The 26,447-nt window shown below is 64.4% G+C and carries 27 protein-coding genes, 1 other RNA gene and 1 pseudogene; 23 read left to right on the top strand and 6 right to left on the bottom strand.

Going from position 1 to position 26,447, the window contains the following annotated elements:
- Positions 1 to 107: 107 nt before the first annotated feature.
- Positions 108 to 551, top strand: coding sequence for a hypothetical protein (locus ACHMW6_RS28300; RefSeq protein WP_395401941.1), 444 nt, complete (start codon positions 108 to 110; stop codon positions 549 to 551).
- On the opposite strand, the gene ACHMW6_RS28295 is transcribed toward ACHMW6_RS28300, so the two are convergent.
- From ACHMW6_RS28295 to ACHMW6_RS28280, 4 genes are all read right to left on the bottom strand, one after another.
- The gene (locus ACHMW6_RS28295) at positions 545 to 922 is read right to left on the bottom strand and encodes a YcxB family protein (protein WP_395401939.1); all 378 of its coding nucleotides are present in this window, start codon (positions 920 to 922) and stop codon (positions 545 to 547) included. The genes ACHMW6_RS28300 and ACHMW6_RS28295 overlap by 7 nt on opposite strands.
- A gap of 152 nt (positions 923 to 1,074) precedes the next feature.
- Positions 1,075 to 2,721 carry a chaperonin GroEL gene (gene groL, locus ACHMW6_RS28290; RefSeq protein WP_395401937.1) on the bottom strand — a complete coding sequence of 549 codons (1,647 nt, stop codon included), beginning with the start codon at positions 2,719 to 2,721 and terminating at the stop codon, positions 1,075 to 1,077.
- 36 nt (positions 2,722 to 2,757) lie between these two features.
- On the bottom strand, positions 2,758 to 3,048 hold the full coding sequence (gene groES / locus ACHMW6_RS28285) for a co-chaperone GroES (RefSeq protein ID WP_145874107.1): 291 nt from the start codon (positions 3,046 to 3,048) through the stop codon (positions 2,758 to 2,760).
- Between the two features lie 285 nt (positions 3,049 to 3,333).
- Positions 3,334 to 3,864 (bottom strand): FxDxF family PEP-CTERM protein, encoded by a 531-nt coding sequence (locus ACHMW6_RS28280; protein WP_395401935.1) that lies wholly within the window; start codon positions 3,862 to 3,864, stop codon positions 3,334 to 3,336.
- A gap of 319 nt (positions 3,865 to 4,183) precedes the next feature.
- Between ACHMW6_RS28280 and ACHMW6_RS28275 the strand changes: the two genes are divergently transcribed.
- From ACHMW6_RS28275 to ACHMW6_RS28230, 10 genes are all read left to right on the top strand, one after another.
- Positions 4,184 to 4,405, top strand: a complete 222-nt coding sequence (locus ACHMW6_RS28275) for a hypothetical protein (RefSeq protein ID WP_395401933.1) — start codon at positions 4,184 to 4,186, stop codon at positions 4,403 to 4,405.
- Entirely contained in the window at positions 4,402 to 4,713 is a 312-nt protein-coding gene (locus ACHMW6_RS28270; protein WP_395401931.1) for a cell division protein ZapA, read from the top strand. Before ACHMW6_RS28275 ends, ACHMW6_RS28270 begins: the two co-directional genes overlap by 4 nt.
- A gap of 51 nt (positions 4,714 to 4,764) precedes the next feature.
- Positions 4,765 to 4,945: non-coding RNA, 6S RNA (ssrS, locus tag ACHMW6_RS28265), on the top strand.
- A gap of 66 nt (positions 4,946 to 5,011) precedes the next feature.
- Positions 5,012 to 5,470 carry an EVE domain-containing protein gene (locus tag ACHMW6_RS28260; RefSeq protein ID WP_395401929.1) on the top strand — a complete coding sequence of 153 codons (459 nt, stop codon included), beginning with the start codon at positions 5,012 to 5,014 and terminating at the stop codon, positions 5,468 to 5,470.
- Entirely contained in the window at positions 5,470 to 6,273 is an 804-nt protein-coding gene (locus ACHMW6_RS28255; RefSeq protein ID WP_395408732.1) for a sulfite exporter TauE/SafE family protein, read from the top strand. Before ACHMW6_RS28260 ends, ACHMW6_RS28255 begins: the two co-directional genes overlap by 1 nt.
- A gap of 55 nt (positions 6,274 to 6,328) precedes the next feature.
- Positions 6,329 to 6,874, top strand: a complete 546-nt coding sequence (locus ACHMW6_RS28250; protein ID WP_395401927.1) for a hypothetical protein — start codon at positions 6,329 to 6,331, stop codon at positions 6,872 to 6,874.
- On the top strand, positions 6,813 to 7,226 hold the full coding sequence (locus tag ACHMW6_RS28245) for a helix-turn-helix domain-containing protein (RefSeq protein ID WP_395401925.1): 414 nt from the start codon (positions 6,813 to 6,815) through the stop codon (positions 7,224 to 7,226). The genes ACHMW6_RS28250 and ACHMW6_RS28245 overlap by 62 nt, the downstream gene beginning before the upstream one ends.
- A gap of 115 nt (positions 7,227 to 7,341) precedes the next feature.
- The gene (locus ACHMW6_RS28240) at positions 7,342 to 8,418 is read left to right on the top strand and encodes an efflux RND transporter periplasmic adaptor subunit (protein WP_395401923.1); all 1,077 of its coding nucleotides are present in this window, start codon (positions 7,342 to 7,344) and stop codon (positions 8,416 to 8,418) included.
- A complete protein-coding gene (locus ACHMW6_RS28235; protein WP_395401921.1) occupies positions 8,415 to 11,474 on the top strand; it encodes an efflux RND transporter permease subunit in 3,060 nt (1,019 codons plus the stop codon). The genes ACHMW6_RS28240 and ACHMW6_RS28235 overlap by 4 nt, the downstream gene beginning before the upstream one ends.
- On the top strand, positions 11,471 to 12,826 hold the full coding sequence (locus ACHMW6_RS28230) for a TolC family outer membrane protein (RefSeq protein WP_395401919.1): 1,356 nt from the start codon (positions 11,471 to 11,473) through the stop codon (positions 12,824 to 12,826). Before ACHMW6_RS28235 ends, ACHMW6_RS28230 begins: the two co-directional genes overlap by 4 nt.
- Positions 12,827 to 12,955: 129 nt before the next feature.
- Here the strand turns inward: ACHMW6_RS28230 and ACHMW6_RS28225 are convergent, their stop codons facing one another.
- Positions 12,956 to 13,690, bottom strand: a complete 735-nt coding sequence (locus tag ACHMW6_RS28225; protein ID WP_395401917.1) for a TetR/AcrR family transcriptional regulator — start codon at positions 13,688 to 13,690, stop codon at positions 12,956 to 12,958.
- A gap of 168 nt (positions 13,691 to 13,858) precedes the next feature.
- On the opposite strand from ACHMW6_RS28225, the gene ACHMW6_RS28220 reads away from it, so the two are divergent.
- The 10 genes and pseudogenes from ACHMW6_RS28220 (at position 13,859) to ACHMW6_RS28175 (ending at position 24,036) form a co-directional block, all read left to right on the top strand.
- On the top strand, positions 13,859 to 14,647 hold the full coding sequence (locus ACHMW6_RS28220) for a hypothetical protein (RefSeq protein ID WP_395401915.1): 789 nt from the start codon (positions 13,859 to 13,861) through the stop codon (positions 14,645 to 14,647).
- A 143-nt stretch (positions 14,648 to 14,790) separates the two neighbouring features.
- Positions 14,791 to 15,093: a hypothetical protein gene (locus tag ACHMW6_RS28215; RefSeq protein ID WP_395401913.1), complete on the top strand. Its 303-nt coding sequence runs from the start codon at positions 14,791 to 14,793 to the stop codon at positions 15,091 to 15,093.
- An 11-nt stretch (positions 15,094 to 15,104) separates the two neighbouring features.
- Positions 15,105 to 15,959, top strand: a complete 855-nt coding sequence (locus tag ACHMW6_RS28210; protein ID WP_395401911.1) for a VOC family protein — start codon at positions 15,105 to 15,107, stop codon at positions 15,957 to 15,959.
- Positions 15,956 to 17,110 (top strand): FAD-dependent monooxygenase, encoded by a 1,155-nt coding sequence (locus ACHMW6_RS28205; protein ID WP_395401909.1) that lies wholly within the window; start codon positions 15,956 to 15,958, stop codon positions 17,108 to 17,110. The genes ACHMW6_RS28210 and ACHMW6_RS28205 overlap by 4 nt, the downstream gene beginning before the upstream one ends.
- Positions 17,110 to 17,565 carry an acyl-CoA thioesterase gene (locus tag ACHMW6_RS28200; RefSeq protein ID WP_395401907.1) on the top strand — a complete coding sequence of 152 codons (456 nt, stop codon included), beginning with the start codon at positions 17,110 to 17,112 and terminating at the stop codon, positions 17,563 to 17,565. The genes ACHMW6_RS28205 and ACHMW6_RS28200 overlap by 1 nt, the downstream gene beginning before the upstream one ends.
- Positions 17,565 to 19,292, top strand: a complete 1,728-nt coding sequence (locus tag ACHMW6_RS28195) for an AMP-binding protein (RefSeq protein ID WP_395401905.1) — start codon at positions 17,565 to 17,567, stop codon at positions 19,290 to 19,292. The genes ACHMW6_RS28200 and ACHMW6_RS28195 overlap by 1 nt, the downstream gene beginning before the upstream one ends.
- The gene (locus ACHMW6_RS28190) at positions 19,289 to 20,539 is read left to right on the top strand and encodes an MFS transporter (protein ID WP_395401903.1); all 1,251 of its coding nucleotides are present in this window, start codon (positions 19,289 to 19,291) and stop codon (positions 20,537 to 20,539) included. The genes ACHMW6_RS28195 and ACHMW6_RS28190 overlap by 4 nt, the downstream gene beginning before the upstream one ends.
- Before the next feature lie 37 nt (positions 20,540 to 20,576).
- On the top strand, positions 20,577 to 21,896 hold the full coding sequence (locus ACHMW6_RS28185) for a porin (protein WP_395401901.1): 1,320 nt from the start codon (positions 20,577 to 20,579) through the stop codon (positions 21,894 to 21,896).
- 105 nt (positions 21,897 to 22,001) lie between these two features.
- Positions 22,002 to 23,074 (top strand): annotated as a pseudogene (locus tag ACHMW6_RS28180) (mandelate racemase/muconate lactonizing enzyme family protein).
- Positions 23,075 to 23,085: 11 nt separating this feature from the next.
- Positions 23,086 to 24,036: an NAD(P)H-dependent flavin oxidoreductase gene (locus ACHMW6_RS28175; RefSeq protein ID WP_395401899.1), complete on the top strand. Its 951-nt coding sequence runs from the start codon at positions 23,086 to 23,088 to the stop codon at positions 24,034 to 24,036.
- Here ACHMW6_RS28175 and ACHMW6_RS28170 read toward each other — a convergent pair.
- Entirely contained in the window at positions 24,033 to 24,902 is an 870-nt protein-coding gene (locus tag ACHMW6_RS28170; RefSeq protein ID WP_395401897.1) for a LysR family transcriptional regulator, read from the bottom strand. The two genes, ACHMW6_RS28175 and ACHMW6_RS28170, sit on opposite strands and share 4 nt — an antisense overlap.
- A gap of 100 nt (positions 24,903 to 25,002) precedes the next feature.
- Between ACHMW6_RS28170 and ACHMW6_RS28165 the strand changes: the two genes are divergently transcribed.
- Together ACHMW6_RS28165 and ACHMW6_RS28160 are read left to right on the top strand one after the other, a co-directional pair.
- Positions 25,003 to 25,854, top strand: coding sequence for a chromate transporter (locus ACHMW6_RS28165; protein ID WP_395401895.1), 852 nt, complete (start codon positions 25,003 to 25,005; stop codon positions 25,852 to 25,854).
- Complete coding sequence (locus tag ACHMW6_RS28160; protein WP_395401893.1) at positions 25,851 to 26,447, top strand: chromate transporter; 597 nt, start codon at positions 25,851 to 25,853, stop codon at positions 26,445 to 26,447. The genes ACHMW6_RS28165 and ACHMW6_RS28160 overlap by 4 nt, the downstream gene beginning before the upstream one ends.

Here is a 26,447-nt window from a genome sequence, read left to right as displayed (position 1 = left end):
CTTCGCGGCCGTGCCGGCCGGGGCCCGGTAGCGATCGGTAGTTTCCATGCGGCAAAATTGATGAGACAATCAGCACTGTTTTCTCTTCGATCGGCCACCGCTGTACCATGAATTCCGTATCAGAATTGCAAGCCGCACTTGCCACCCAGGTGCATGACGCGAAACGCCAACTGACCGGCACGGTCATCCTCGGCCTGATGGCCGCTTTCCTCGCCTTTGTCGGGCAGAGTGCGCTGACCCAGGCGCGTCCGATTTTTCCAATGGTCGACATGGCCTACAGCTCCTGGCAAAGCGGCTATAACTTCGTGTTGTGGCTGCTGGCGCTGGCATGGCTGGCGGCCCTGGTGAAGCAGAGCGTGCAGTTCCAGGAACTGCGCGAGCGCTACGAGTCGCAGAAGCAGATGGACTTGCTGTACGCGCAGCGCGCGGAGGAGAGGCGCCTGGCCGCCGAGGAGCGCGGCCGCCAGGCTGCGGCAGCGGCGGCGGCCGAAGCGGCGTTGCCAAAGAAAAAATTCGACAAGAACGCCCGCAGCAGGAAGTTCGATTACTGAAGCCTGTCTGCCGCCAGGGTTCTCAGTTGCTGCCATTGCGCGCCAGACAGGCAGCGCAGGGGTATCGGCATGCCGCCCTGGGACTTCATGATCAGGTAGCCTGAGGGGTATTCAAAGATTCGCATTACCTCGGACCACGGCACCGCCATGCGTCCCGCTTTCGAATCGCGGACGATGCCTTCGTGGTCGATCGCGAAGCGGCAATCGCCGATGCGCCATCTCTTGTAAAGGAATACCGGCGGGCCCACGACCCACAGCGCTGCGCGCACCATCAGCAAGTCGAACTGGCGCAAGGGCTTGCGCGCCGCGCGCTTCCGGAGAATCAATTCCGCCTGTGCGTGGTCGGCCACCAGGGCGAGGTACTCGCGCATCCGATAGCTGACGCTGAACTGTATTACCGGATTCGTCACCTTGATTGGGAATTGGCCATGGTGGCGTCAGAATAACACTCAGCCGTAATAAAAAAAGCCTGCAGGGCGCAAACCCTGCAGGCTTTTTATCAGCCTGGAGCGCTGGAGGCAGATTACATCATGCCGTCCATGCCGCCCATGCCGCCCATGCCACCCATACCGCCCATGCCGCCGGCTGGTTTGTCTTCGACAACCTCAGCCACCATGCAGTCGGTGGTCAGCATCAGGCCAGCGATGGAGGCCGCGTTCTGCAGGGCAGAGCGGGTCACCTTGGCTGGGTCCAGCACGCCCATTTCCACCATGTCGCCGTAGGTGCCGTTGGCAGCGTTGTAGCCGTAGTTGCCGGTACCGGCCATCACAGCATTCACAACCACCGAAGCTTCTTCGCCGGCGTTGGTGACGATCATGCGCAGAGGCTCTTCCATCGCGCGCAGCACGATCTTGATGCCTGCGTCCTGGTCGGCGTTGTCGCCTTTCACGTTCAGGGCAGCGCGGGCACGCAGCAGGGCAACGCCACCGCCAGGAACAATGCCTTCTTCCACAGCAGCGCGGGTTGCGTGCAGGGCGTCTTCAACGCGGGCCTTCTTCTCTTTCATTTCGACTTCGGTGGCAGCGCCAACCTTGATCACGGCAACGCCGCCGGCCAGCTTGGCCACGCGTTCCTGCAGTTTTTCACGGTCGTAGTCGGAGGTCGCTTCTTCGATCTGCACGCGGATCTGCTTCACGCGGCCTTCGATGGCGGAGGCTTCACCGGCGCCGTCGATGACGATGGTGTTTTCCTTGCCCACTTCGATGCGCTTGGCCTGGCCCAGTTCTGCCAGGGAGATCTTTTCCAGGGTCAGGCCGACTTCTTCAGCCACCACCTGGCCGCCGGTCAGGATGGCGATGTCTTCCAGCATGGCCTTGCGACGGTCGCCGAAGCCAGGAGCTTTCACTGCGCAGGTCTTCAGGATGCCGCGGATGTTGTTGACCACCAGGGTCGCCAGCGCTTCGCCTTCGATGTCTTCGGCGATGATCAGCAGCGGACGGCCGGCTTTCGCCACTTGCTCCAGTACCGGCAGCAGATCGCGGATGTTGGAGATCTTCTTGTCGCACAGCAGAACGAACGGGTTCTCCAGCACGGCAACTTGCTTCTCTTGATTGTTGATGAAGTACGGGGACAGGTAGCCGCGGTCGAACTGCATGCCTTCCACGATGTCCAGCTCGTCGTGCAGGGACTTGCCGTCTTCCACGGTGATCACGCCTTCCTTGCCCACTTTTTCCATCGCTTCAGCGATGCGCTCGCCGATCGAGGTTTCGGAGTTGGCGGAGATCGCGCCAACCTGGGCGATTTCCTTGGAGGTGGTGGTTGGCTTGGCGATGGCCTTCAGCTGTTCAACGGTGGCTGCAACAGCCTTGTCGATGCCGCGCTTCAGGTCCATCGGGTTCATGCCGGCGGCCACGTACTTCATGCCTTCGCGCACGATGGCTTGTGCCAGCACGGTTGCGGTGGTGGTGCCGTCGCCGGCGTTGTCGGAGGTCTTGGACGCGACTTCCTTCACCATCTGCGCGCCCATGTTCATCAGCTTGTCTTTCAGCTCGATCTCTTTAGCGACCGATACGCCGTCCTTGGTGACGGTCGGGGCGCCGAAGGAGCGTTCCAGAACCACGTTGCGGCCTTTAGGGCCCAGGGTGACTTTAACGGCGTTGGCGAGGATGTTGACGCCTTCTACCATCTTTGCACGTGCGGAATCGCCGAAAATAACTTCTTTAGCTGCCATGTTTGTATTCTCCTGAATTCTGTATTAAAAGGCCGATTACTTGTTTACGATGGCCATGATGTCTTCTTCGCGCATCACCAGCAGTTCTTCGCCGTCGACTTTGACAGCTTGGCCGGAATATTTGCCGAACAGGACGCGGTCGCCGACTTTCACTTCCAGGGCACGCACGGTGCCGTTGTCAGCCACTTTGCCGTTGCCCACAGCCAGCACTTCACCCTGGTCCGGTTTTTCGGCGGCAGCATCAGGGATGATCAGACCGGACGCAGTTTTGGTTTCCTGGTCCAGACGTTTGACGATTACGCGATCGTGCAATGGGCGAAGGTTCATACAAAACTCCTTTATTCAGTTGATTGTTGCTAGTTGTGCAAGTACTGCGGCTGTTAGCACTCTCGGCTAACGAGTGCCAACAATTATATGGACGGCCTATTGGCTTTTCAAGAGAATTTGTTTGCGGAGTCGCAAGATGTGCAGATAGGACGCCGGCCACGCTCCTCAGCGGGCCCTGCGAGTTTGCCGGCGGGACGGCGTCCTTGCCTCGGGGAGGCGGGGAAAACCAGGGGCGTGAAGCAGGTGTCTGCCACTCGTGGCAGACACCAGGTTTATGCCTTGGGTTTACTGTTGCTTGCGGCGGCGCGCTGCTACTGCGCCCACCAGGGCCAGGCCGCCCAGCAGCATGCCGTAGGTGGCAGGCTCAGGAACAGCCGAGATGGCCAGGTTGGTGGTATAGCTGCCGGCAGCCTGCGACAGCACGGTGCCGCTCACCTGCAGGTAGTAGTTGTCGGCCGCCAGGGTGCCCAGGTCCAGCACCCACTGGTCGGTCTTGCCGCTGGACAGCTGGGAACCTGCGCTGATCAGGTTGCCGGCTGCGTTGAACAGCGAGAAGCCGGTGATGTCCAGGCCGTTCTTGGCGTTGCCGCTGAAGGAATACACGTCGGCCAGCACGTTCGATACGCCGGACAGGTTGAATGTGTACTGGTCGGCGAAGGTATTGCCGGAATTGTTGCCGGTGATCAGTCGGCTGGCCAGGCCAACGCCTTCTTCCAGATCGATCGGACCTGGGGCTACACTGATGTCGGCCGCATGGGCCGCCATGGTGGCGCCGGTCAGCGCCAGGACTGCTGCAATATGTTTCAGTTTAGTCATGCCGTACTCCTAAGTAAGATTCTACGGTTGGGACCGCTAAAGGAGCCGACAAGGTATCAAACACAGATTTCTTAATTTCTGTTTATTAACAAGTACTTACAACTCTCCATCAGGAAATTGGGGTTGAATTTATGAAATTTTCAACCCTGACAAACTTGCAAAATCAGTCACTTAACAATAAGTCGTGAAATGGATGAGAAAGCTTGTAGGAGCGGACCTACGGCGAAGCGAGAAAATCTTACCGGACGGGCTCGCGGAGGCTCCGGGCAACGCTTACAAAGCGGTTGACCCCGTTATCGTGCGGCCCTATAGTTGCAAGATGATTTCAGACTTCCAAGATCTTTCCGACAAAATCGACCAGTTGGCGGAATTGACCCAGGCGCTGCGCCGGGAAAATGCCCAGCTGCGTCAGGCGAACTCCGCCCTGGTGGTGGAAAACATGGCTTTCCAGCGCCGCCTCAGTGAAGCGCACGAACGTGTCGCCGCACTGCTCGAAAAAATCCCCGGCGCACCGGCGCCCGTACAAGAGGACGCGCAATGATCCATGTCGATGTGTCCATCATGGGCCAGGCCTACAAGCTGGCGTGCAGGGAAGGCGAGGAAGGTGCATTGCGCGAAGCGGCCAAGCTGCTCGATAAACGTATGAGCGCAATCCGCGACGCAGGCAAGGTGAAGGGCAATGACCGTATCGCGGTGATGGCCGCGCTAGCCATGGCCGGCGAATTCCTCAGCGCGAAAACAGGCCAGGGTCCGCTGTCGCAAATGTCGATGCTCGAAGTGCAGGAGAAGATGCGCGCGATGCAAAAGGTGCTCGACAATGCACTCGCTCCGCAAGAAAATCTGTTTTGATTTATTGTCCGAAAAGCCTTTCGCGAAAAGGCTTGGAGGAGTAAACTTCGTGTCACCCTGCAGTGTTCGCGATTTGCCATATATTCCTTGAACCATTTACATGCATAGGTTGTGGGAATTTGTTCGACGGGCGTGAGCGTCGCTTGTTCGATGAACCCGAAGTTGAGCTAACTGCAACCACCTTGAACCATCAGGTTCGGGATGCCGGCATAGCGGCACAGGCGGGGCCTTATTCCATATGAAGCGGTTGCGTGCGTCGGAAGACGCCCAACCGTTTTTTTACGTCCGGAGGAAGCGCATGCAGTACTGGCTGATGAAGTCCGAACCCGATGAAGTAAGCATCGACGATGTGATGGCTGCCCAGGACAAGACCGTGCCCTGGTTCGGCGTGCGCAACTACCAGGCGCGCAACTTCATGCGCGATGCGATGCAGGTGGGCGACGGCGTGCTGTTCTATCACTCCTCCTGTCCCGAACCGGGCATTGCCGGCATTGCCGAAGTGGTCAGCGGTCCTTATCCGGATGCGACGCAGTTCGACAAGAAGAGCCCTTACTACGACGCGAAGGCGACCGGGGAAACGCCGCGCTGGATTTCCGTCGATGTGAAGGGCGTGCGCAAAACGCGCCTGCTGTCGCTGGCCGAACTGCGCAGCATTCCGGACCTGGAAGACATGGTGGTGCTGCAGAAGGGCAGCCGCCTCTCCATCACGCCCGTCACCGCGGGCCAGTGGAAAAAGCTCATGACGCTGTTGAAGTGATGGACTGGGAGCTGGTCCTGATCCTGCTCGCGATGGGCGCGGGCGGCGGCTTTGCCGCGGGCCTGCTGGGCATCGGCGGCGGCATGGTGCTGGTGCCCTTCATCACGATGATCTTTACCGCCAAGGGATTTGCGCCCGAGCTGGTGGTGCATATGGCGATTGCGACCTCGCTCGCCACCATTCTGTTTACCTCGCTCTCTTCGGTGCGCGCCCACCATCGTCTCGGCGCCGTGCAGTGGCGCATCGTGGCGCTGCTGGCGCCGGGCATCCTGATCGGATCGTGGATCGGACCGTGGATCGGCAAGCAGCTGAATACGACCGTGCTGTCGCTGCTGTTCTCGGCCTTCGTGGCGGTGTCGGCCACGCAGATGCTGGTGGCCATGAAGCCTTCCGCCACGCGCGAGCTGCCCGGCAGCGCGGGCATGTTCGCGGCGGGCGGCGTGATCGGCATCGTGGCAGGACTGGTCGGCGCGGGCGGCGGTTTTATCTCCGTGCCCTTCATGACCTGGTGTAATGTGCGCATCCATCAGGCCGTGGCCACCAGCGCGGCGCTGGGCTTTCCGATTGCGCTGGCCGGTACGCTGTCGAATATCTGGTTCGGCTGGGGCGAACCGAAGCTGCCGCCGCTGTCGCTGGGTTTCATCTACGCGCCGGCGCTGCTGGTCATCGTGGCGGCCAGCGTGATGCTGGCGCCGCTGGGCGCACGCACCGCGCATCGCATGCCGGTGCAATCGCTGCGGCGCGTCTTCGCCTTCGTTCTGTATTGCCTTTCCATCTATATGTTCTGGCACGCCTTGCATTGAGCCATTGCCAGCATGGCCGGGGAAGCGCATCATTGAAAAGTCCCCGGAGAAGGACATGGATGCCGATTTCGATCAAGTCTTCCGCCTGAGCGCACCCTGCGGCGAGCCGCTGCGCCGCCTGTTCAAGGCGCCGCTGCGCCTGATGTCGCTGCTGCGCTATATGCATGTTGAGCTGTGCGCAGGCGGCCCGGTGCTGATCCCCGCGATGGCTTTTCCTTCAATGTGCGTGATCGTGCAGGGCGGCGTGCGGCTTGGCGGTCCGGACGGATTGCTGGTCACCGAAGGCTTCATGCGCGGGCCGAACCAGCGCCCGGTGCGGCTTGAATGGCTGCCGGGAACCAGCCTGATTGTGGCGGTGATGCGCGTTGGCCGCGTGGGCCGCCTGTTCGATGTGCCGGCCAATGAACTGGCCAACCGCATCGTGCCTCTGGAGTTCATCACGGCCCCCGGCAGCGTGCACCAGCTGAGCGATGCCATTCGCGCGGGGCGACGGTCCGCTGGACTGGATTACTGCGTTCGGCGACTGGCTGCTGGAGCGCATGCAGGCCGAGAGCCAGAACCGTGTGGCGCCCTTGTGCCTGCCTGTGCATGCGCTGAATGAGCCGGCCGAAGCGCTGGCCGAATATGCAAACTTGTCCTTGCGGCAGTTCGAACGCCGCTTCCTCTCGTCCTATGGCGTGCCGCTGCGCGATACGCGCCGCCTGATGCGGCATATGCTGGCCATGGCGACAATGTTGCGCAGCACGCCGCGCCGCGGGCAACTGACGGCTGTGGCGCACGAAGCAGGCTATTACGACCAGGCGCAGATGGTGCGCGAGTTCGCCGAACTCTCGAACATGACGCCGACCGCCTGCGTGCGCGCCATGTACGGCGACACGGAGCAGGAAGACGAAGCGCGCCTGCTGCGCTACTCCGGCGCCGATCGCCAGCTCGTAATTACCAGTCCATTGTGAAAATTCGACAAGCGCCAATGTCGGGTTGGTACAAGAAAGCGATGCATCCCCTTCATTAGTATCCCTCTCGCAGCCCGTCAATCCGCACGGGCTGCGAACCGAACGGAGATACGCAATGAAGACCAGCATCGCAGCGGCATTGGCAACCGCAGTCCTCCTGAGCGCTTGCCACCACCGCGAACAGGAGCAGTACGAAGATGTGCGGCCGGTATGGAGCACTGTCGTCACTCACAGCAAGGGCACCGTGGGCGCCGCCTACTCAGGCGAAGTGCGCGCGCGGCATGAGCACAAGGCCGGCTTCCGCGTCGGCGGCAAGATCACCGAGCGCATGGTGGACGTGGGTGACAAGGTGGCGCCGGGCCAGGTGCTGATGCGCCTCGATCCGCAGGACGCATCCCTCAACCTCGCGGCCTACAGCGCACAGGCCGATTCCGCCGAGAGCCGCCTGGCCAAGGACGATGCCGACCTGGCGCGCGCCGAAGAGCTGTTCCGCAAGCAGTTCATCTCGCAGGCCGAACTCGATCAGAACCGCATGCTGGTGCGCCAGTCGAAAGCGCAGATGCGCTCCGCGTCCGCGCAACGCCAGCTGGCCGCAAACCAGCGCGGCTATACGGAACTGCGCGCCGACCGCGCCGGCGTGGTCACCGCCATTTATGCCGAAGCAGGGCAGACCGTGGGTGCCAGCCAGGCCGTGCTGACGATCGCCGTTGCCGGCGAACGGGAAATTGTCGTGAGCGTGCCCGAGTCCCGTGTGGCCGAACTGAAGCCGGGCCGCGCCATGCAGGTCACGACGTGGATGCGGCCGGACTGGGTCTACGCCGCCCGCCTGCGCGAACTGGCGCCCGATACGGACAGCGTGACACGCACCTATATCGCCCGCGCCACCATCCTCGAGCCGGACGACAATCTGCGCCTGGGCATGACGGCCACCCTGAACCTGGCCGATGTGGAAGGCGAGACCGCCATCCGCCTGCCGCTGACGGCGATCACCGACCACGGCAAGCCGACCGTCTGGGTCATCGACCCGAAATCCCAGCGCGTGCGCCAGCGTCCCGTCACGCTGCTGGCGGCGCTGGATAATATCGCCATCATCGGCGGCGGGCTGCAGGACGGCGAGCAGGTCGTCACGGCCGGCGTGCACATGCTGCACGCGGACCAGAAGGTTCGCGTTGCCGCACGGAGCGCGCCATGAAAGACCTGAACCTCTCCGGCTGGGCGCTCAAGCACCCGCAAATGATGATCTTCCTGATTGGCTTGCTGGCGCTGTCCGGCATCTTCGCCTACCAGAAGCTGGGCCAGAAGGAAGATCCCGAGTTCACTTTCCGCGCCATGGTGGTGCAGGCCAAGCTGCCTGGCGCAACGGCGCAGCAAATGGCCGACCAGGTGACGGACAAGCTGGAAAAGAAACTGCAGGAAGTCGCGCAGATCGATTACACGACCAGCTATTCCCGTCCCGGCGTCACGCAGATCACCATCATGCTGCGCGAGGACACCAGCCCGGCCGATGTGGCCGACGCCTGGTACCAGGTGCGCAAGAAGATCGGCGACATCAAGCCCACGCTGCCCTCGGGCATCCGCGGTCCCTTCTTCAACGATGAATTCGGCGATACCTTCGGCAATCTGTATGCGATCACGGGCGATGGCTACAACTATCCGCAGCTGAAGGATTTTGCCGATGCGGCGCGCAATGAAATCCTGCGCCTGCCGGATGTGAACAAGGTCGATTACGTGGGCGCGCAGGATGAAAAGATCTACGTGGAGACTTCCAACGCCAAGCTGGCGTCGCTGGGACTGGACCCGAACGCCATCGTCAATGCGCTGCGCGCGACCAATGTGATCGATCCGGCCGGCGTGGTGGAGACGGGCGACGAGCGGGTGCATGTGCGCGTGTCCGGCGAATTCAAGTCGGTGGAGAGCATCCGCGAGATGGGCATCCGCGCCGGCGACCGCAGCTTCCGCCTCGGCGACATCGCGGAGGTTAAGCGCGGCGTGACCGATCCCGCCACCTTCAAGATGCGCTTCAACGGCCAGGAAGCGATCGGCCTGGCGATCTCGATGCGCAAGGGCGGGGACGTGATCCGCCTCGGCGAGCAGCTGAACGCGCAGATCAAGCGCATCCAGTCCGGCCTGCCGGTTGGCGTGCAGATGCACTCGGTGTCGGACCAGCCGGAAGTGGTGCAGCGCTCCGTGCACGAATTCACGCACAGCCTGATGGAGGCCGTGATCATCGTGCTGGCGGTCAGCTTCTTCTCGCTGGGTGTGCGCAGCGGCATCGTGGTCGCCCTGTCCATCCCGCTGGTACTGGCGATCACCTTCCTGGCCATGTATGCGCTGAATATCGAACTGCAGCGCATCTCGCTGGGAGCGCTGATCATCGCACTTGGCCTGCTGGTGGACGACGCGATCATTGCCGTGGAAATGATGATGCTCAAGCTGGAGCAGGGCTGGGACAAGTTCGCGGCCGCCACCTATGCCTACACGGCGACCGCCTTCCCCATGCTGACTGGCACCCTGATCACGGCGGCGGGCTTCCTGCCGGTGGGCTTTGCCAAGTCCTCGGCCGGCGAGTACACCTTCTCCATCTTCCAGGTGGTCGGGCTGGCGCTGCTGCTGTCCTGGATCGTGGCCGTGCTGTTTACGCCCTGCCTGGGCTATGTGCTGCTGCCCACGCCGAAAGAGGGGCATGCGCATCACGACGAGGATGCCGTCTATCAGCGCGGTTTCTACGTGACCTTCCGCAAGCTAGTGCAGGCTTGCCTGGCGCACCGCCGCATCGTCATCGCCGTCACCTGCGCGCTGTTCCTTGGCTCACTGGCGCTGTTCAAGTTCGTGCCGAAGGAATTCTTCCCGGCGTCCAATCGTCCGGAACTGATGGTGGACCTGTGGCTGCCGGAAGCGGCGACCTATGGCGCCACCGAAAGCCAGGTCAAGGCAATGGAAGCCAAACTGTCCGGCGACAAGGATGTGGTTTCAGTGACCGGCTACGTGGGTGGCGGCAGCCCGCGCTTCTACCTGCCGCTGGATGCGCAGATGCCCAACCTGCACCTGGCCGAAATGATGGTCGTCACGCATGACGAGGCAGCGCGCGAACGCGTGCTGGCGAAGATCCAGAAGCTGTTCGAGACGGATTTCCCGCTGGTGCGCGGCCGCGTAAACCGGCTGGAGAACGGTCCGCCGGTCGGTTATCCGCTGCAGTTCCGCATCTCGGGGCCGGACATGAACCAGCTGGCGGCGGTGTCGGAAAAACTGGCCGCCATCATGCGCGCCAATCCGAACGTGCGCCGCGTGAACAGCGATTACGGCGAGCGCCTGAAGACCATGCGCGTGGAAATCGACCAGGATGCGGCGCGCGCCGTGGGCGTGACTTCGCGCCAGATCGCCAGCGCTCTGCAAACGTCGATGACGGGCCAGGCCATCACCCAGTACATTGAGGATGACAAGGGCATCGACGTGGTGGCGCGGCTGACGGCCGTCGAGCGCGGTGACCTGAACAACCTGAAGGATGTGAAGGTCTACGTTCGCGATGGCAAGTTCGTGCCCCTGTCGCAGGTGGCGCGCCTGGTCGTCGGCAGCGAAGAGAGCGTACTGTGGCGCCGTAACCGGGTGCCCACGATCACCGTGCGCGCCGACGTGGAGGGAGCGATGGCGCCGGACGTGGCGGCCGCGCTGCAGCCGAAGATCGACGAACTGGCGGCCGGCCTGCCGTTCGGCTACCGTATCGAGGTGGGCGGCACGATGGAATCGAGCGCGAAGTCGCAGGGTTCGATCAAGGCCGTAATGCCGATGATGCTGGTGGTCGTGCTGCTCCTGCTGATGATGCAGCTGCAGGACATGAAGAAGATGGTTCTGGTGCTGGTGACCGCGCCGCTGGGCATGATCGGTGTGTCCCTGATCCTGGCGACCTTCCGCATTCCCTTCGGTTTTGTGGCCACGCTGGGCGTAATTGCGCTGTTCGGCATGATCATCCGCAATTCCGTGATCCTTGTCGTGCAGATCGACCAGGACTTGGCGCGCGGTGCTTCGTATTACGACGCCATCGTGGAATCGGCCGTGCGCCGCTTCCGTCCCATCGTGCTGACCGCGCTGGCGGCGGTGCTGGGCATGATCCCGTTGACCCGCTCCACCTTCTGGGGCCCGATGGCCTGGGCCATCATGGGCGGCCTGATCGTGGCGACCCTGCTTACCCTGCTGTTCCTGCCGGCCCTGTACGCCGCAGCATATCGCGTGAAGAAACCGGAGGCCGTATGAAAACGACATTGTTCGCAGGCGCGTGCGTCGCCGCTGCGCTGGCCGGGGCGTTGCCGCTGTCCGTCAATGCCATGGACCTGATGGGGGCCTGGCAGCATGCGCTGGACATGGACCCCAGCCTGATGGCGGCCGGCGCCGCGCGCGAGGCGGGCGCCGAGAAGAAAGTGCAGGGCGATGCGCTGTTCAAGCCGCGCGTCAATCTCACTGCGGCCGTGACGCATCTGGACACGAACAGCGGCGCTTTCGGGCCGCCGCAGCTGTCCAACCTGCTGCCGACGGAAAGCAAGGGCACGCGGCGCGAGGCCAGCTTGACACTGGTGCAGCCGATCTACCGCGCCGACTACCGCGCCGCGCGCAAGCAGATGCACAGCCAGTCGGCCATTGCTGAACTGAGCTACGACAGCGCTCGCCAGGACCAGATCCAGCGCGTGGCCCAGGCATACTTCAATGTGCTGCTGGCCGAGGAACGTGTGCGCCTGCTGGATGCCCAGCTGGCGGCCACGGGCGAACAGGCGGCCGACGCCAAGGCTCGTTTCGACGCGGGCCGCGCCCGCATCATCGACCTGCGCGATGCCGAGGCGCGCCGCGAGTCCGTGCAGTCGCTGCGCATTGCGGCCGGCAGCGAGCTGGAATTGCGCCGCGTGCAGTTCTTCGAGCAGACCGGCATGGAGGCAGGCGGGCTGGCCGTGATGCGCGAGGGCTTTGCGCCGCAGGCCAGCAGCACCCCGCTGGCGGCCTGGGAGCAAAAGGCGCAGGACAATAACCCGCAGCTGCAAACCCGCCTGCGACAGCTGGAATCAGCTCGCGCCGAAACAGAACGTCACAAGCGCATCAGTCGTCCTACGCTGGACCTCGTGGCTTCACACGGGGAGGTACGTACGACCGGCGATGTGTCGCCGCTGGTGTCGCCGGAACGCACGCGCAGCAATACGATCGGACTGCAGCTGAATATTCCCCTGTACCAGGGCGGGGCGTTGGACTCCCAGCAGCGCGAGGCGGCGGCCAGGCTGCGCGAGGCCCAGTTCAATGTGGATGCGGCGCGGCGCGATGTGCGCCTGCAGGTGCGCGACGCCTGGCTGGCCGTCAGCGACGGCGCGGCCCAGGTGCTGGCGCTGGAGCAGTCGGTCAAGGCCGCGCGCACGGCGCAGGAGGCGGCGGAGTTGGGGCGCGAAGTGGGCATGCGCACCACGCTGGATGTGCTCAATGCGCAGCAGAGTGTTTATTCGGCGATGTATGACTTGTCGAAGGCGCGCGTGAGCTGGTTGATGGGCAGCTTGCGTTTATCGGCGGCGGCGGGTGGGCTTGGGGAGGGGGAGGTGAGGGCGGTTAATGCGTATCTGGCGGAGCGGTGAATTATGGCGTCGCTGGCCGGCATGCACGGCGGATCAATGATCCGCCCTACGCTGTGTTGGGCGGTCAATTACCGGACGCAGGCACACCACCGGCGCGTAGGGCGGATCGTTTTGATCCGCCGTGTGTGCTCAGAGCCAGGCTTCGAACCCGTCCAGCAGCAGCTGCAGGCCGGCTTCGAACATATCCTTCGTCTTAAGCGAAGCAAACGGCACGCCGACGGACTTGGCCGAAGGATAGCGTTCCTCATCCAGCTCCTCAAACCGCGCCTTGATCTCATCCTGCGTCGGGCTGCCGGCCAATCCCGGCCGGGCCGGGCTGCAGGACGACACGAACTGCGCCACCAGGCGATAAGCCAGCGCAGCCTGCTGCGGCGTAAAACCGCCCTGCAGGAAAAGGGCCGACACATGGTCGAAATACACCATGCCGTAGTCGGTCTCACCCTCGCCGACCATCTGGAACAGTCGGTACGGCCCGCGTGAAGCGATGTATTGCGCCACGCCGGGATATTTGCTGGTGAGCTTCAGGTTGGAGCGCGCCAGGTCTTCGATGTCCGCGCGCCAGTCGCCGCTCAGTGGCGGCATATGGCGCATCCGGCTCTCGTAGAAATGGTTCATCACGCCGGACACCAGCTTGTCGCGGTTGCCGATGTAGTAGTAGATCAGCCCCGGTACCACGCCGAACTCGCGTGCGATGAGGGTGATGGAAATGTCCTGCAGCGGCTCGGTTTTAGTGAGCTCCAGCACCTTGTCGATGATGGCGCTGCGCGACAGGTCCGCCTCGTTGCCGATAGCGGCAGCGGCTTTGGGCGGGCGCCCGCGGGGGCGCGCAACGGCGGTTTCTTTCGCCGGGCTGGCTTTGCTCATGGTGCTTGTTCTGCGGGATCTGGAAACCCGCCTATTCTGCGGCCTTCCCGCCGCCCGTGCAACCGTTCCACAATTTAATTGATGGGCCATCAAATTTAATTGACTTCCCCAAAACCGCGTCCTACACTAATTGACGACGCATCAATTAATCCAAGCAAGGAGACAGAAATGAGCGAAAACGAAGCGACCGCCGGCCTGCGCGGCGCGGGCTGGGACCCCAGCCTGATGAACCGCCCGCATAAGGTGGTGCCGGCCACGCTGAGCACTGCGGATGGCAGCAAGACGATGGGTTTCCTGTTCACGGTGACCGGCGAGGAAAGCACCGTGGTATCGGTGATGCACCCGCGCGAGTTCCAACTGTCGCACTACCTGGTGCCGGCCATCCTCGATGCCGGCTGCGCATGCTGGGTGCAGGCGCCACGCTCCATCGGCAATGATCTGCGCCTGGAGCATGAGATCGCGCTGTTCGACGTGGCCGCCGGCATGGTCCACCTGCGCAAGCTGGGCTTCAGGAAGATCGCCCTGCTGGGCAATTCCGGCGGCGCGCCGCTGTATGCGCTGTACAACCAGCAGTCCAGGCTGGCGCCGGAGCAGCGCATCGAGCGCACGCCGGGCGGCCGCCCAACCAAGTTGGCGGAGCTGGACATGCCGGTGGCGGACGGCATGATCTTCGTCGCACCGCACGGCGGCCAGGGCAAGCTGCTGATGGCCAGCATCGACGGCTCGGTCACCGATGAAAACGACCCGCTGAACGTGGACCCGTCGCTGGACCCGTTCTCGCCCGCCAATGGCTTCAACCCAATGACGGGCAAGGCCAAGTACACGCCGGAATTCATCGACCGCTATCGCGCCGCCCAGGTGGCCCGCGTCGAACGCCTGGACCAGAAGGCGAAGCAGCTGCTGAAGGTGAAGATCGGCGCGAAAAGAAGCTGGCGGAGGAGAAGAGCCTGGAGCTGAAGAAGCTGGCCTCCTACGCGCCCATCTTCAACGTCTGGCGCACCGATGCCGACCTGCGCACCTGGGACCCCAGCCTCGATCCGAACGACCGCCCGGCCGGCGGCCTGTGGGGGCGCGATCCCTTCGTTTCCAACCTGGGCAGCGTGGGCTTTGCCCGCGTGGTCACGCCGGAATCCTGGCTGTCCACCTGGTCCGGCCTGTCCTCCAACGCCTCGCTGGAAAAGTGCGGCGCCTCGATCACCCAGCCCTTCCTGCTGATTTACTACAGCGGAGACCAGGCAGCCTTCCCCTCGGACATCGAGGAAATCTACAAGCAGGTTCCGAGCGCCGCCAAAGTCATGCACACGGTGCGCGGCAACCATCACGGCGCCGCGCTGGCCGAAGGCGAGGAACCCGGCCGCAACATCACTGCGCAGCACCTCGGCAACTGGCTGCGCGCATTCTGAGAGAGAGCACAATGACCCAAACCGTTCCAACACCGCTGCTGGCCGGCGTCCACCATACCGCCCGCCCCACCTGGAAGCTGGCCGAAACCGTCCACTTCTACCGCGACCTGCTTGGCCTGCCGCTGGTGCATGCCGTTTCCGCCCGCGGCTGGGGCCCGCACGACCACCCGGACTTCCTGCACTTCTTCTTCGATGCGGGCCGCGGCGCCACCATCGCCTTCTTCTACTACATCGGCACCGAGCGCCCCGACTGGCTCCCGGTGCGCAACACGACCTTCGACCTGGCCACGCACACCGCCTGGCAGGTGGAGACCTACGATGAACTGCTGGCCTGGAAGACGCGCGCCGAGAAAATGGGCATTCCGCTGCACATGCAGGTGCGCCATGAAGTGATCGAGTCGCTGTATTTCGAAGACCCGAACGGCTATCCGATCGAGATCACGCTGCAGCTGCGTCCCTTCGGTGCGGAAGACCGCAACGATGCGACCAACACCATCGAAGCGGCCATTGAAATGGAAAAGGCACGCGACCAGGGCGCACCGTTCAAGGCGATCGACGACGTGTGGCTGCGCAAGGCCCGCCGCGTGGATGGCGCCACGCCGTCCGGCGCCGCCAGCGCCTTCGTGCTGGATGTACCGGAGTTCCGTCCCCTGATCGATGCAGCGAAAGCGCGCGGCTGCTATGCCACCACAGCGCTGCCGAACGGCTACACGCGCATCGACGGCAATCCCACGCTGCAGTTCAACCGCAAGGAACTGGGTTTCAAGCCTGCCGTGTGGTATGGCGTGCTGACCGGCGGTTTCGCCGGCCGCATCGAGCGCTTCGACATGAATGAGCTGGTGATCAGCGCGGCGGAGGCGGCATGAAGGTAGCGATTGTCGGCGGCGGTCCATCCGGCCTGTTCCTCGCCATCCTGCTGCGCAAGCGCATGCCGGAAATCGGCATCACCGTGTATGAGCAGAACGCGCGCGACGCCACTTATGGCTTCGGCATGGGCCTGACCGAAGGCGGCCTGGCACGGCTGGAAGCGGCCGATGCGGCGGTCACGGCGGACATCATGCAGGCACTGCACTTCTTCAAGGCGCAGGTGATCAGCAACCGCGAAGCACCGGTCAGCGTGCGCGTGCCCGGTCCCGGCGCCGGGACGCTGCCGCGCATCACCCTCGTCACCATCCTGCGCAAGCACGCGGCCGACCTGGGTATCGACGTGCGCTATGAGGCGCGGCTGGCTGACGTGTCCGCGCTGGATGCGGACCTTATTGTGGGCGCCGATGGCGTGAACTCCATGGTGCGCGAAAGCGCCAGGGAGAGCTTCGGCACCACGCACCGCAGCCTGGAAAACCACTTCGCCTGGTTCGGCACCACGCGCGTGTTCCCGACCGCGGCGCTGGTGTTCCGCAAATACCAGGGCGGCTATTTCGTGGCGCACTACTACCCATACAGCGACACGATGAGCACCTTCGTCGGCGAGTGCGATCACGCCACCTGGCAGAAGCTGGGACTCGAAGCGATGTCTCTGGAAGAGCGCAAGGCGCTGCTGGAAGCCGTATTCGCGCCCGAACTGGACGGCCATCCGCTGGTGTCCAACAACACGACCTGGCGCCAGTTCGACGTGATCCGCAATGCGCGCTGGTCCAGCGGCCGCACGGTGCTGATCGGTGATGCGCTGAGCAGCGCCCACCCGACCATCGGTTCCGGCACCCGCATCGCCATGGAAGACGCGATCGCGCTGGCGGAAGCCATTTGCGCGCATCCGCAGGCGCTGGATGCGGCGCTGGCCGAATATGAAATGAAGCGGCGTCCGGAAAAGGAAAAACTGATCGGCGCCTCCGAGATTTCGGCCATGTGGTACGAGGAATTCCCGCGCTGGATGGATGCCTACGGACCCTACGAATTCGTCTACCGCTACATGACGCGCACCGGCCGCATCAGCCTGGACAGGCTGCGCGCCCAGTTCCCGGACCTGGTGCGGGAAATCGAGGCATCCGGCGAGCTGCCGGAACTGGCAGGCGCCTGATGAACGACGCGCACGAGTATGTGCTGAGCCGCGCACCCTTCGTGGTGCGCCGCAAGGCGCGCTGGTCGGACTGCGATCCCGCCGGCATCGTCTACACCGGGCGCTATACCGAGTACCTGCTCGACTCCGCCCGCTTGTACGCGGACCACGTGGCGGGCGGCAGCATGATGGCCCTCATGCACCGCCACGGCGCCACCACCCCGGCACGCGGCATGTCGCTGGAGTTCAGGCGGTCCATGGCGCCGGGCGATGTGGCGGACATCCGCTACTGGGTCGGCGAAGTGCGTGAGCACAGCTTCGAATTCCACTGCGAAGCCAGCGCCCCGAACGGCGACCTGGTCTTCGCCGGGGTCTGCGCAATCGTCTGCATCAACCGCGAAAGCAAACGCAAAGTGGCCATTCCCGAAGAGCTGCGCGGTTTGCTGATGCGGCATACAAAACAAGGAGACAAGTAATGGAAGTTGGCGTCAAAAATCCCATGCCGGGCGTGGTCTATCCGCCTGCGAAAGAAATGGAAGCCTATATGCGCGCCGGCCTGCTGGGCAGGGAGACCGTGCCCGGGGCGCTGCGTGCAGCCTTCGCGCGCTTTGCCGGCAAGGTCGCGCTGACCGGGCCGGAAGGCGACATCACCTTCGACGAACTGCACCAGCGCACAGAGCGCCTCGGCGCGGCCTTCATCCAGCTGGGATTGAAACCGCTGGATCGGGTGGTGTTCCAGGTCCAGAACTGCAATGAGCTGGTGGTCGCCACTGTGGCGTGCTGGAAGGCGGGCGTGATTCCCATCTGCACGCTGGCGGCCCACCGCGAAAAGGAAATCGGCTACCTCGCCAATCACGCCAAGGCCAAGGCCTGGGTGATCCAAGGTGACAATTCCAAGTTCGACATGGTGGCCTTTGCCGAGAAGCTGAAGCCGCAGATCCCGAGCATGGAGCACATCATCATCGCCCGCGGCAAGCCGAAGGGCTTGATCGGCGCCGTGACTGGGCTGTTCTCGAAGAAGGACAACACGGCGCAGCCGGCGCACCACCATCATATGGATGACATGATCGAGTCCATCGGCTTCAAGGAAGCGCAGCGCATCCTGGCGCCTATCGAGCATGATCCGCAGCAGGTGGCGGTGTTCCAGCTGTCCGGCGGCACGACCGGCGTGCCGAAGATCATCCCGCGCATGCACAGCGAGTACGTGCTGGCAATGCGCCTGGTGGCGCGCGCCCACGGCTGGACGGAAAACGATGTGCTGTTCCTGCCGCTGCCGATGATTCACAACGCGAACATGGTGTGCGGCTGGGGCCCGGCGCTGCTGATGGGCATGCGCAACATCATCACGCCGGACGTGAATCCGGCCGTGTTCTTCAAGGTGATGGCGTTCTACAAGCCCAGCTGGATCGGCCTGGTGCGCCCGATCATGCTGAAGCTGCAGGAAGCGATTGCCGGCAAGCTGCTCAATTTCAAGGGCGTGAAGATCATCAGCACCAATGGCTCGGATGTGGTGCGGCGCGACCTGCAGACCATCGGCATCCACGTCTTCGGCATGACGGAAGGCCTGATCATGTTCACCCGCCAGAGCGATTCGGACGAGGTGCGCGACCGCTCCGTGGGCTATCCGATCTGCGAACTGGATCAGGTCAAGCTGCTCAAGCCGGGCACGGAGGACGAAGTGGCGGTGGGCGAAGTGGGCGAACTGGCGACGAAAGGGCCGAGCACCTTCCACGGCTACTACGATGCCGAGGAACGCAACGCACAGGTGTTCACCAGCGATGGCTTCTACCGCTCCGGGGACTTGCTGTCCTCGCGCTTCATCGATGGCCGCATCTATTACTACTTCGAAGGCCGCATCAAGGACGTGATCGACCGCGGTGGCGAAAAGATCAACTGCGAGGAGGTGGAATCCTGCGTCGCCAGCCATCCCGCCATCGCCGATTGCGCCGTGGTGCCGATGCCGAGCGAGGTCTATGGCGAGCAGGCTTGCGCCTATGTCGTGCTGCGCGCGAAGAGCAGGGCGCCGACCGTCGAAGAGATGGGCAAATACCTGGAATCGCTTGGACTGGCCAAGTTCAAATGGCCCGAGCGCATCGAGGCCATTGACGCCATCCCTGCCACCAAGGTCGGCAAGCCGGACAAGGCTCCGCTGCGCGAGATGATCGCGTCCGCGGTGGCGCAGGAACAGCGGGTGCGAGCATGAACGCCGCGGCCTGGCGCCTGGCGGCAGTGGTCTTCGGCGGCGCCGTGGGACTTGGCGCGGGCGTCGGGCCGCTGTTCGCGGGCACGGTGGGCGTGTTCGTCCATCCCCTGTCGCAGGAATTCGGCTGGGGCAGGGCGGAGACGGCGCTCTCCTTCGGCAGCGCGATGCTGGGCGTGGCGCTGGCCAGCCCCCTGGTCGGCCTGCTGATGGACCGCTATGGCGTGCGCCGCGTGGCCCTGCTGTCGGCGCTGCTGATGGCTGCCTGCGTTGCATCGCTGGCGCTGCAGACGGGCAGCGTGGCGGCATGGGCGGCGCTGGCGCTGGCCATCGGCCTGCTGGGCACCGGCACTTCGCCGCTCAGCTACCTGGCCATCATGCCGCAATGGTTCGACCGCCGGCTGGGACTTTCGCTGGGCCTCGCCATGTCCGGCCTCGGGCTGGGGATGGTGGGCATGCCCTTGCTGGCGCAAAAGCTGATCGGCGCCTATGGCTGGCGCATGGCTTACGTCGGACTGGCTGTGTTTGCGCTGTTCGCCGCGCTTCTGGCCTCTGTGCTGCTGCGCGAGCGGCGCGCGCCGGCCGCAGCACTGGCGCGCCGCAGCGCGGACGCTCGTGCCGATGGCGCAGCCGGCTGGCCGGGTACCGACGGCCTTTCGCTGGCCGAGGGCCTGCGCTCGCCGCGCCTGTGGCTGATCTTCGGCGCCTTCCTGGTCGCGTCCATCGCCACGCTGTCCCTGGGACCGCACCTGCCGGCGCTGTTCATCGACCGGGGCTACACGCCGGAGCAGGCGGCGAAGTCCGTGTCGCTGATGGGCATCGGCCTGTTCATCGGCCGCATCCTCACCGGCGTGCTGCTGGACCGCGTCCACGCGCCGCTGGTCGGCGCTGCCTTCCTGTTCGCCGGCGCCTCCGGCTTGCTGATGCTGGCCGGCGCGAGCGATTACAACACGCTGCTGCTGGGCGGCGCAATGATCGGCATGGCGATCGGCGCGGAAGGAGACCTGATCTCCTACCTTGTGCGCTCCTACTTCGGCATGCGTGCCTTCGGCGCCCTGTATGGCATCTGCTTCTCCGCCTATGCACTGGGCGGCGTGATCGGCCCTGTCGCTATGGGCCGCTACTTCGACCTGAACGGGCACTACCGCATGGTGCTCGAAATCTATCCCTGGATGCTGGGTGCGGCGGGCATGGCCCTGCTGGCGCTCGGGCGATACCGGCAAGCGTCGCCGCTCCGCGCTACGGCGTAAAACAAGCGCAATACATAAATCAATATTGGGAGACTTCATGAAGTACAGGATTTTCAAGGCTGCCGTCGGGCTGGCGTCGTGTGCGCTGGCCAGTGCTCCGGCATGGTCGCAATCGAACGTGACCATCTACGGCAACCTGGATGTGGCGGTTGACCACATCAGCAAGACGCAGGGCAATGTGACCGGCACCGTCTTCGGCATGAACGGCACCACCCCGGTGCCGAACAGTATCGCGTCGCCATCGCAAAGCGTGACGCGCATGACGCCCAGCCTGTCGCAGCAAAGCTTTTTCGGCTTCAAGGGCGTGGAGGACCTGGGCAATGGCATGAAGGCCAACTTCGTGCTCGAAGGCGGCATCCAGCTCGATGGCGGCACGCTGACCAATGATGGCCGCCTGTTCGGCCGCCAGGCCTACGTGGCGCTGACCACGCAGGCCGGCGAAGTGCGCCTGGGACGCCAGGCTTCGCCGATGATGATCGCCTACTACCTGGGCACCACCGACCGCCTGGGCTCCTCGGACCTGATGGCGCGCGGCCTGGTGACCAACAGCCTGCAAATGTTCCAGGATAACCTGCTCACTTATGCCGCGATGAAGGGACCGTGGGTCGTGCTGGCCAGCTTCTCGCCAAATGCCGGGGTGCCGTCGCAAATCAGCCCGGCCCGCTCGGTGCAGACGCCGACCACGCCGCCATCCACGCCGGCTACCGGCCAGATCCTCGGCGGCCTGACGGCGGGTGCCGAATCGAACGACCACCGCGGCCGCACGTTCAGCGCGATGGCCGCTTACTCAACCGAGGAGATCACGCTGGTTGGCTCCTACCAGCGCAGCGAAATGCGCGCACCGATGGGCTTTGTCAGCACCACCGGCTTCGTGCCGCTGGTGAAAGTGGACTCCTATCGCGGCGCCATGGTGGGCGCGAAGTACAAGTTTGCCGCCACCGGCACCGTGGTGGGCGCCAACTTCCACACCGGCACCTTCAACTTCGAAGGCCCGGAAAACCCCAAGGTCAACACTTATGCGATCGGTGTCAACCAGCCCTATGGCAACTGGAACTTCGTTGCCAGCGCAATGGAGACCAAGTTCACCAACTTCACCAAGGGCAAGGACTTCGGCGCCGTGATCGGCTTCGACTACAACCTGTCCAAGCGCAGCGCGCTCTACATGCGCAGCGGCTATGTGAAGGATGAACGCGGCCGCATCGTGCGCGGCGTGATCACGCCGCTGCCGATTTCAGGCGGACCGACCGCGCTGCTGATCCCGCTGGGCGCGAACGAAATCCCGCTGTTCGCCGGCGCCGGCACGAATATGGATGCGCGCACCACCATCGTCAGCTTCGGCATGCGCCATTCGTTCTGAGTCTCGTGGATGTGGGGCGGCGTGGGGCTGCTCCGCATACTCCTCCTTCCAGTGGGAAGGTTTGCCCGCAGCGGCGACGCTGCGGGGTTTTTTTCTTGCAGGTGAATGATGAAGATTGAATCGTGCAGCCACGAGCTGCTGCGCTACAAGCTTGCGAAGCCGGTCGGCGGATCGGGCGTTTCCAGTGTCGATGTGCTGGTGACGCACGTGGTGCTGCAGGGCGGCTGCACGGGCATGGGTTTTTCCTATGTGCTGTCGGGCGCGGGTGCGCCCATGCTGGCCTCGGCCTATGCGCTGTCGGCGAAGCTCGAAGGCGCCACGCTGTTCCATCCCGCCGCCAGCTGGCGCGCGCTGAACGACACGCTGAACCGCAGCCGCCGCGGGCCGAACTACCTGGCGCTGGCGGCAATTGATATGGCCGTGTGGGACGCCTATGCCCGCGCGCGCGGCGAGCCGCTGGGCGTGGCTATGGGCGGCGCGCCGCGCAGTGTGCCCGTGTATGGCAGCGGCGGTTATTTTGCCGGCCAGTCGCCGCGCGAGGCGGCTGAAGTCACGCAAGCGCATGTCGAGGCGGGCTTCCGCGGCGTGAAGCCGCGCGTGGACGGCAGCCGCAAGGCGGGCAGCGTGCTGCAGGCCGTGCGCGGCGCGGCGCCGGCGCATATTGAGCTGATGTGCGACGCCAACGAGAAGTGCAGCGCGGTGCAGGCGCGCCGGCTGCTGGCGGTGGCACAGGAGGCGGAGTATCTGTTTGTGGAGGAGCCGCTGCCGGCGTCCGACCTGCCGGGCTACCGCACGCTGGCGCGCACCTTCCCTTATATGGTGGCCACCGGCGAGCACCTGCAGGGTGCGGACGATGCCTGCCCTTCGTTTCCGGTGGCTTGTGCGGCGTGATCCAGCCCGACCTGGCGCTGATCGGCGGACTGACGCCGGCGCTGGAGGCTGCGCGCCTGGCGGCGGCTTTCGGCGTCAATGTGGCGCCGCATTTCCTGCCGGGCCTTTTCGTCCATCTGGCGGCGGCCAGCCCCAATGTGAGCTGGCTGGAGGACTTCCCCCTGCTGGAACCACTGTTCGAGGGCTGGCCTGTGATGCGCGACGGCTGCCTTGAAGTTGGCGCTGCGGCCGGCCACGGCCTGGTACTGGCGCCGGACGCGCTGCGACGCTATTCGATTTCTGTCTGAGGAGGTTTGCCATGGCTATACCTGAATTGCTGCGCGGGCGCCTGGCGCTGCCCGTCATTGCCGCGCCGATGTTCCTTGTGTCGAGCGCGGAATCCGTGGTTGCGCAGTGCACGGCCGGTGTGGTCGGCTCGCTGCCGGCCCTGAATGCGCGCACTACCGAGATGCTGGAGGACTGGATCATCGGCATCAAGGCGGCGCTGGCCGGCGCGGCCGCCACGCCGGGCGCCGTGGTGGCGCCGTTTGCGGTGAATATCGGCATCCATCCGGCCAACCCGCGCGTGGAGCCGGATATTGCCGTGTGTGTGCGGCAGCAGGTGCCGATCGTGATCACGTCGCTGCGTACCTCGTCGGCGCTGGTGCAGGCGGTGCATGCCTATGGCGGCATCGTGCTGCACGACGTCACCACGGTGCGGCATGCCCGCAAGGCGCTGGAGGCCGGCGTGGACGGGCTGGTACTCGTCGCGGCCGGCGCCGGTGGCCATGATGGCACGCTGAATCCGATGGCGCTGGCGGGGGAAGTGCGCAGCTTCTACAACGGCCTGCTGGTGCTGGCCGGGGCGGTCAGCAGCGGCGCGGATGTGCTGGCGGCGCAGGCCATGGGATGCGACCTGGCCTATATGGGGACGCGCTTCCTGGCGACCGCCGAAACGGCGGCGTCCGCGGCCCATAAGCAGATGGTGGTCGACAGCGGTTCAGCCGATATCGTCCACACGCCGTATTTTTCCGGGCTGCCGGCAAATTACCTGCGCGGCTCGATCGCCGCCAGTGGCCTCGACCCGGATGCGCTGCCGGCGCCGGACGGAGCGGGCATGGGCGCGCGCGGGCGCTGGAAGGATGTCTGGGGCGCGGGGCAGGGCGCCGGCTGCGTGCGCGAGATTCTGCCGACGCGCCAGCTGGTCAGCCGGCTGACAGACGAGTACCGCGCCGCGGCCTGCCAGCTGCTGTCGGAGCTGCGCGATTAGGCGCCGCGCAGGTGCGTCCACAGCGCCTCGCCGGCGCGGCTGAGGGGGACGTGCTTGCGGCGGCACAAGGCCACATCGATGCGCGCGTCGGAGGGCAGGGCGAGGCGGGCAACCTGGCTGGCGTGCGCTTCGGCGGCGTTGTCGAGCAAGGTCGCCACGCCCACGCCGCGCTCGGCCAGGCCCACGATCAGGGGCACCGTCTCCACCTCCATCGCGACCTGGACTTTCGCGTGCAGCCGCGCGGAGGCGTGGTCCACCACTTGCCGCATGTAGTAGTCCTGCGGGAACAATATCAAGGGATGTTCGAACAGCTGCTGCCAGCTCAGCGACTTCACCTGCGCGAGCTTTGAGCGCTTGGCCACGCAGGCGACGATCCTGTGGCTGCTGATGTGCTCCGCATGCAGGTCTTCCGAGTTACGCCAGTCGGAGATCAGGCCGAAATCGATTTGTCCGCTGCGGATCTCTTCCTCGATGGCTTTCGCGCCGGCCTGGCGCACGGAGAGCGAGATGCCGGGGAATTGGCGGCGGAAGCTGCTCAACAGGGGCGGCAGCACGTAGCCGGCCACCATGGCCGGTGCTCCCAGGGTGACATGGCCGGATGCGAGTTTGCTGAAGGCGCCGATGTCCTGCCTCGCGTTTTCCAGTTGCGACAGTACCGCTTCGGCGTGGCGCACCAGTACCTTGCCTTCGTCGGTGAGCGTGGCGCCGGACTTATCGCGGACGAAGAGCTTCGCGTCCAGCGAGTCCTCCAGCTTATGGATCGCGAGGCTGACGGCCGGCTGGGCCATCGGCAGCTTTTCGGCTGCGGCGGTGAAGCTGCCGTGGCGGGCTACGGCGAGGAAGATTTCGAGCTGTCGGAGGTTCATGGCACGCATACCTGATACATATGGATGGTATTTATATTATATATTTTTCATATGTTCGGTGCAGAACTATACTGGGCTTCATGGATGAGGGGAGTCGGCCATGAAGATCAATTGCTGGGCGCTGTTCAAGCTGTTTTCGCAGATGGCGCTATTGGGGTTTGGTGGTGTCCTGCCGTTTGCTTACCGTTATCTCGTTGAACGGTCCCGTTGGCTCAGCGATAGCGAATTTGCGCAGCTGCTCAGTATCGCGCAGCTGCTGCCCGGTCCCACGATCTGCAACCTGGCCGTGATTGTCGGCCAACGCTTTGCCGGCACTGGGGGTGCTCTTGCCGCTTTGTCCGGCCTGCTCGTGGCGCCCTTCTTCATTGTGATTGCGCTTGGCGTGGCCTACCAGGAGTTGGCCACGTCCGCCTTATTTGCCCATGCCTTGCAGGGCATGGCCGCTGCCGCTGCCGGGCTGATTCTCGCCACGGCGGCCAAGCTGGCGCGGGGCATGTGGCGGGATGACGCTCCGCGCTCCTCTGCCACAGCCGGCGAGCGCCCCGTGACCTTGCCGCCTTCTGCGACCCGCACGCTAACGGCGGCTGGCAATGACCGCCGCCACTCCGCCAGCGCGACCGAGCGCGAGCCCGCGCCCGCAGGCGTGGCCATGGCGGAAGGCGTGGGCAGCGCGGTCGGCGCGGGGCAGGCCCCTGCTGGTGTAGTGCGGGACGACGCGCTCGCGGGCGCGGGCCGGGCGGAGCTGGGTGTTGCGGGCGCGGTGGGCGGGGGCGCGGCGGCAGCGATGGGGGAGGAGCGGGAGGCGCGGATTGCGCGGCGGGTGACGCAGGTGGCGCTGCTGGCGATGGCCTTCGTGGGACTGGGGGTGTTGAAGCTCGGGCTGGTGACGGTGGTGTGTGCGCTGGCGCCGTTCGGGTTTGTGATGTTTGCGTTTGTGTGGAGGCTGCCGTGAGCGGGGTGAATTTGAGCGGGCTGTCGTTGCATCTGGCGGTGCTGTCGCTGTCGGCAATTGGCGGCGGGGTGGTGCTGGTGGCGCCGGATATCCATGATTATGTGGCGGTGCAGAACCACTGGCTGACGAGCGAGCAGTTCTCGGCAGTCTACGCGCTGGCGCAGGCCGCGCCGGGGCCGAATGTGCTGTTCATTACGCTGGTGGGCTGGCTGATTGCCGGCATGGCCGGCGCGTTGGCGACGACGGCGGCGGTGATTGTGCCGTCATCGCTGCTCGCGCTGGGCGCGGCGAAGCTTGCAGCGCGGCGCGGGCGGCGGGACGCGAGCAAGGGCGAAGGCGGAGACAAAGGCGAGGGCGAACGAGAAACGGTCGGGCGGAGCAGTCGCTGGACGCAGGCGCTGCGCCACGCCCTGGCGCCCCTGTCGGCCGGCATGCTGGCCGCCGCCGCATGGAGCTTCCTGAGCATGGCCAACGCCAGCGCAATTGCGATAGGATTGGCCATGCTGTCCGCCGCCATCGTCTACGGAACAAAGATCAATCCAGTCTACCTGATCGCTGCCGGCGCGCTGGCCGGCGCAGCGGGCATCTTGTAA

Origin of the sequence: Pseudoduganella sp. UC29_106 (assembly GCF_044055365.1) — a bacterium.
Lineage (GTDB): Bacteria > Pseudomonadota > Gammaproteobacteria > Burkholderiales > Burkholderiaceae_D > Rugamonas.
This window is presented reverse-complemented; position numbering and strand designations above follow the sequence as displayed.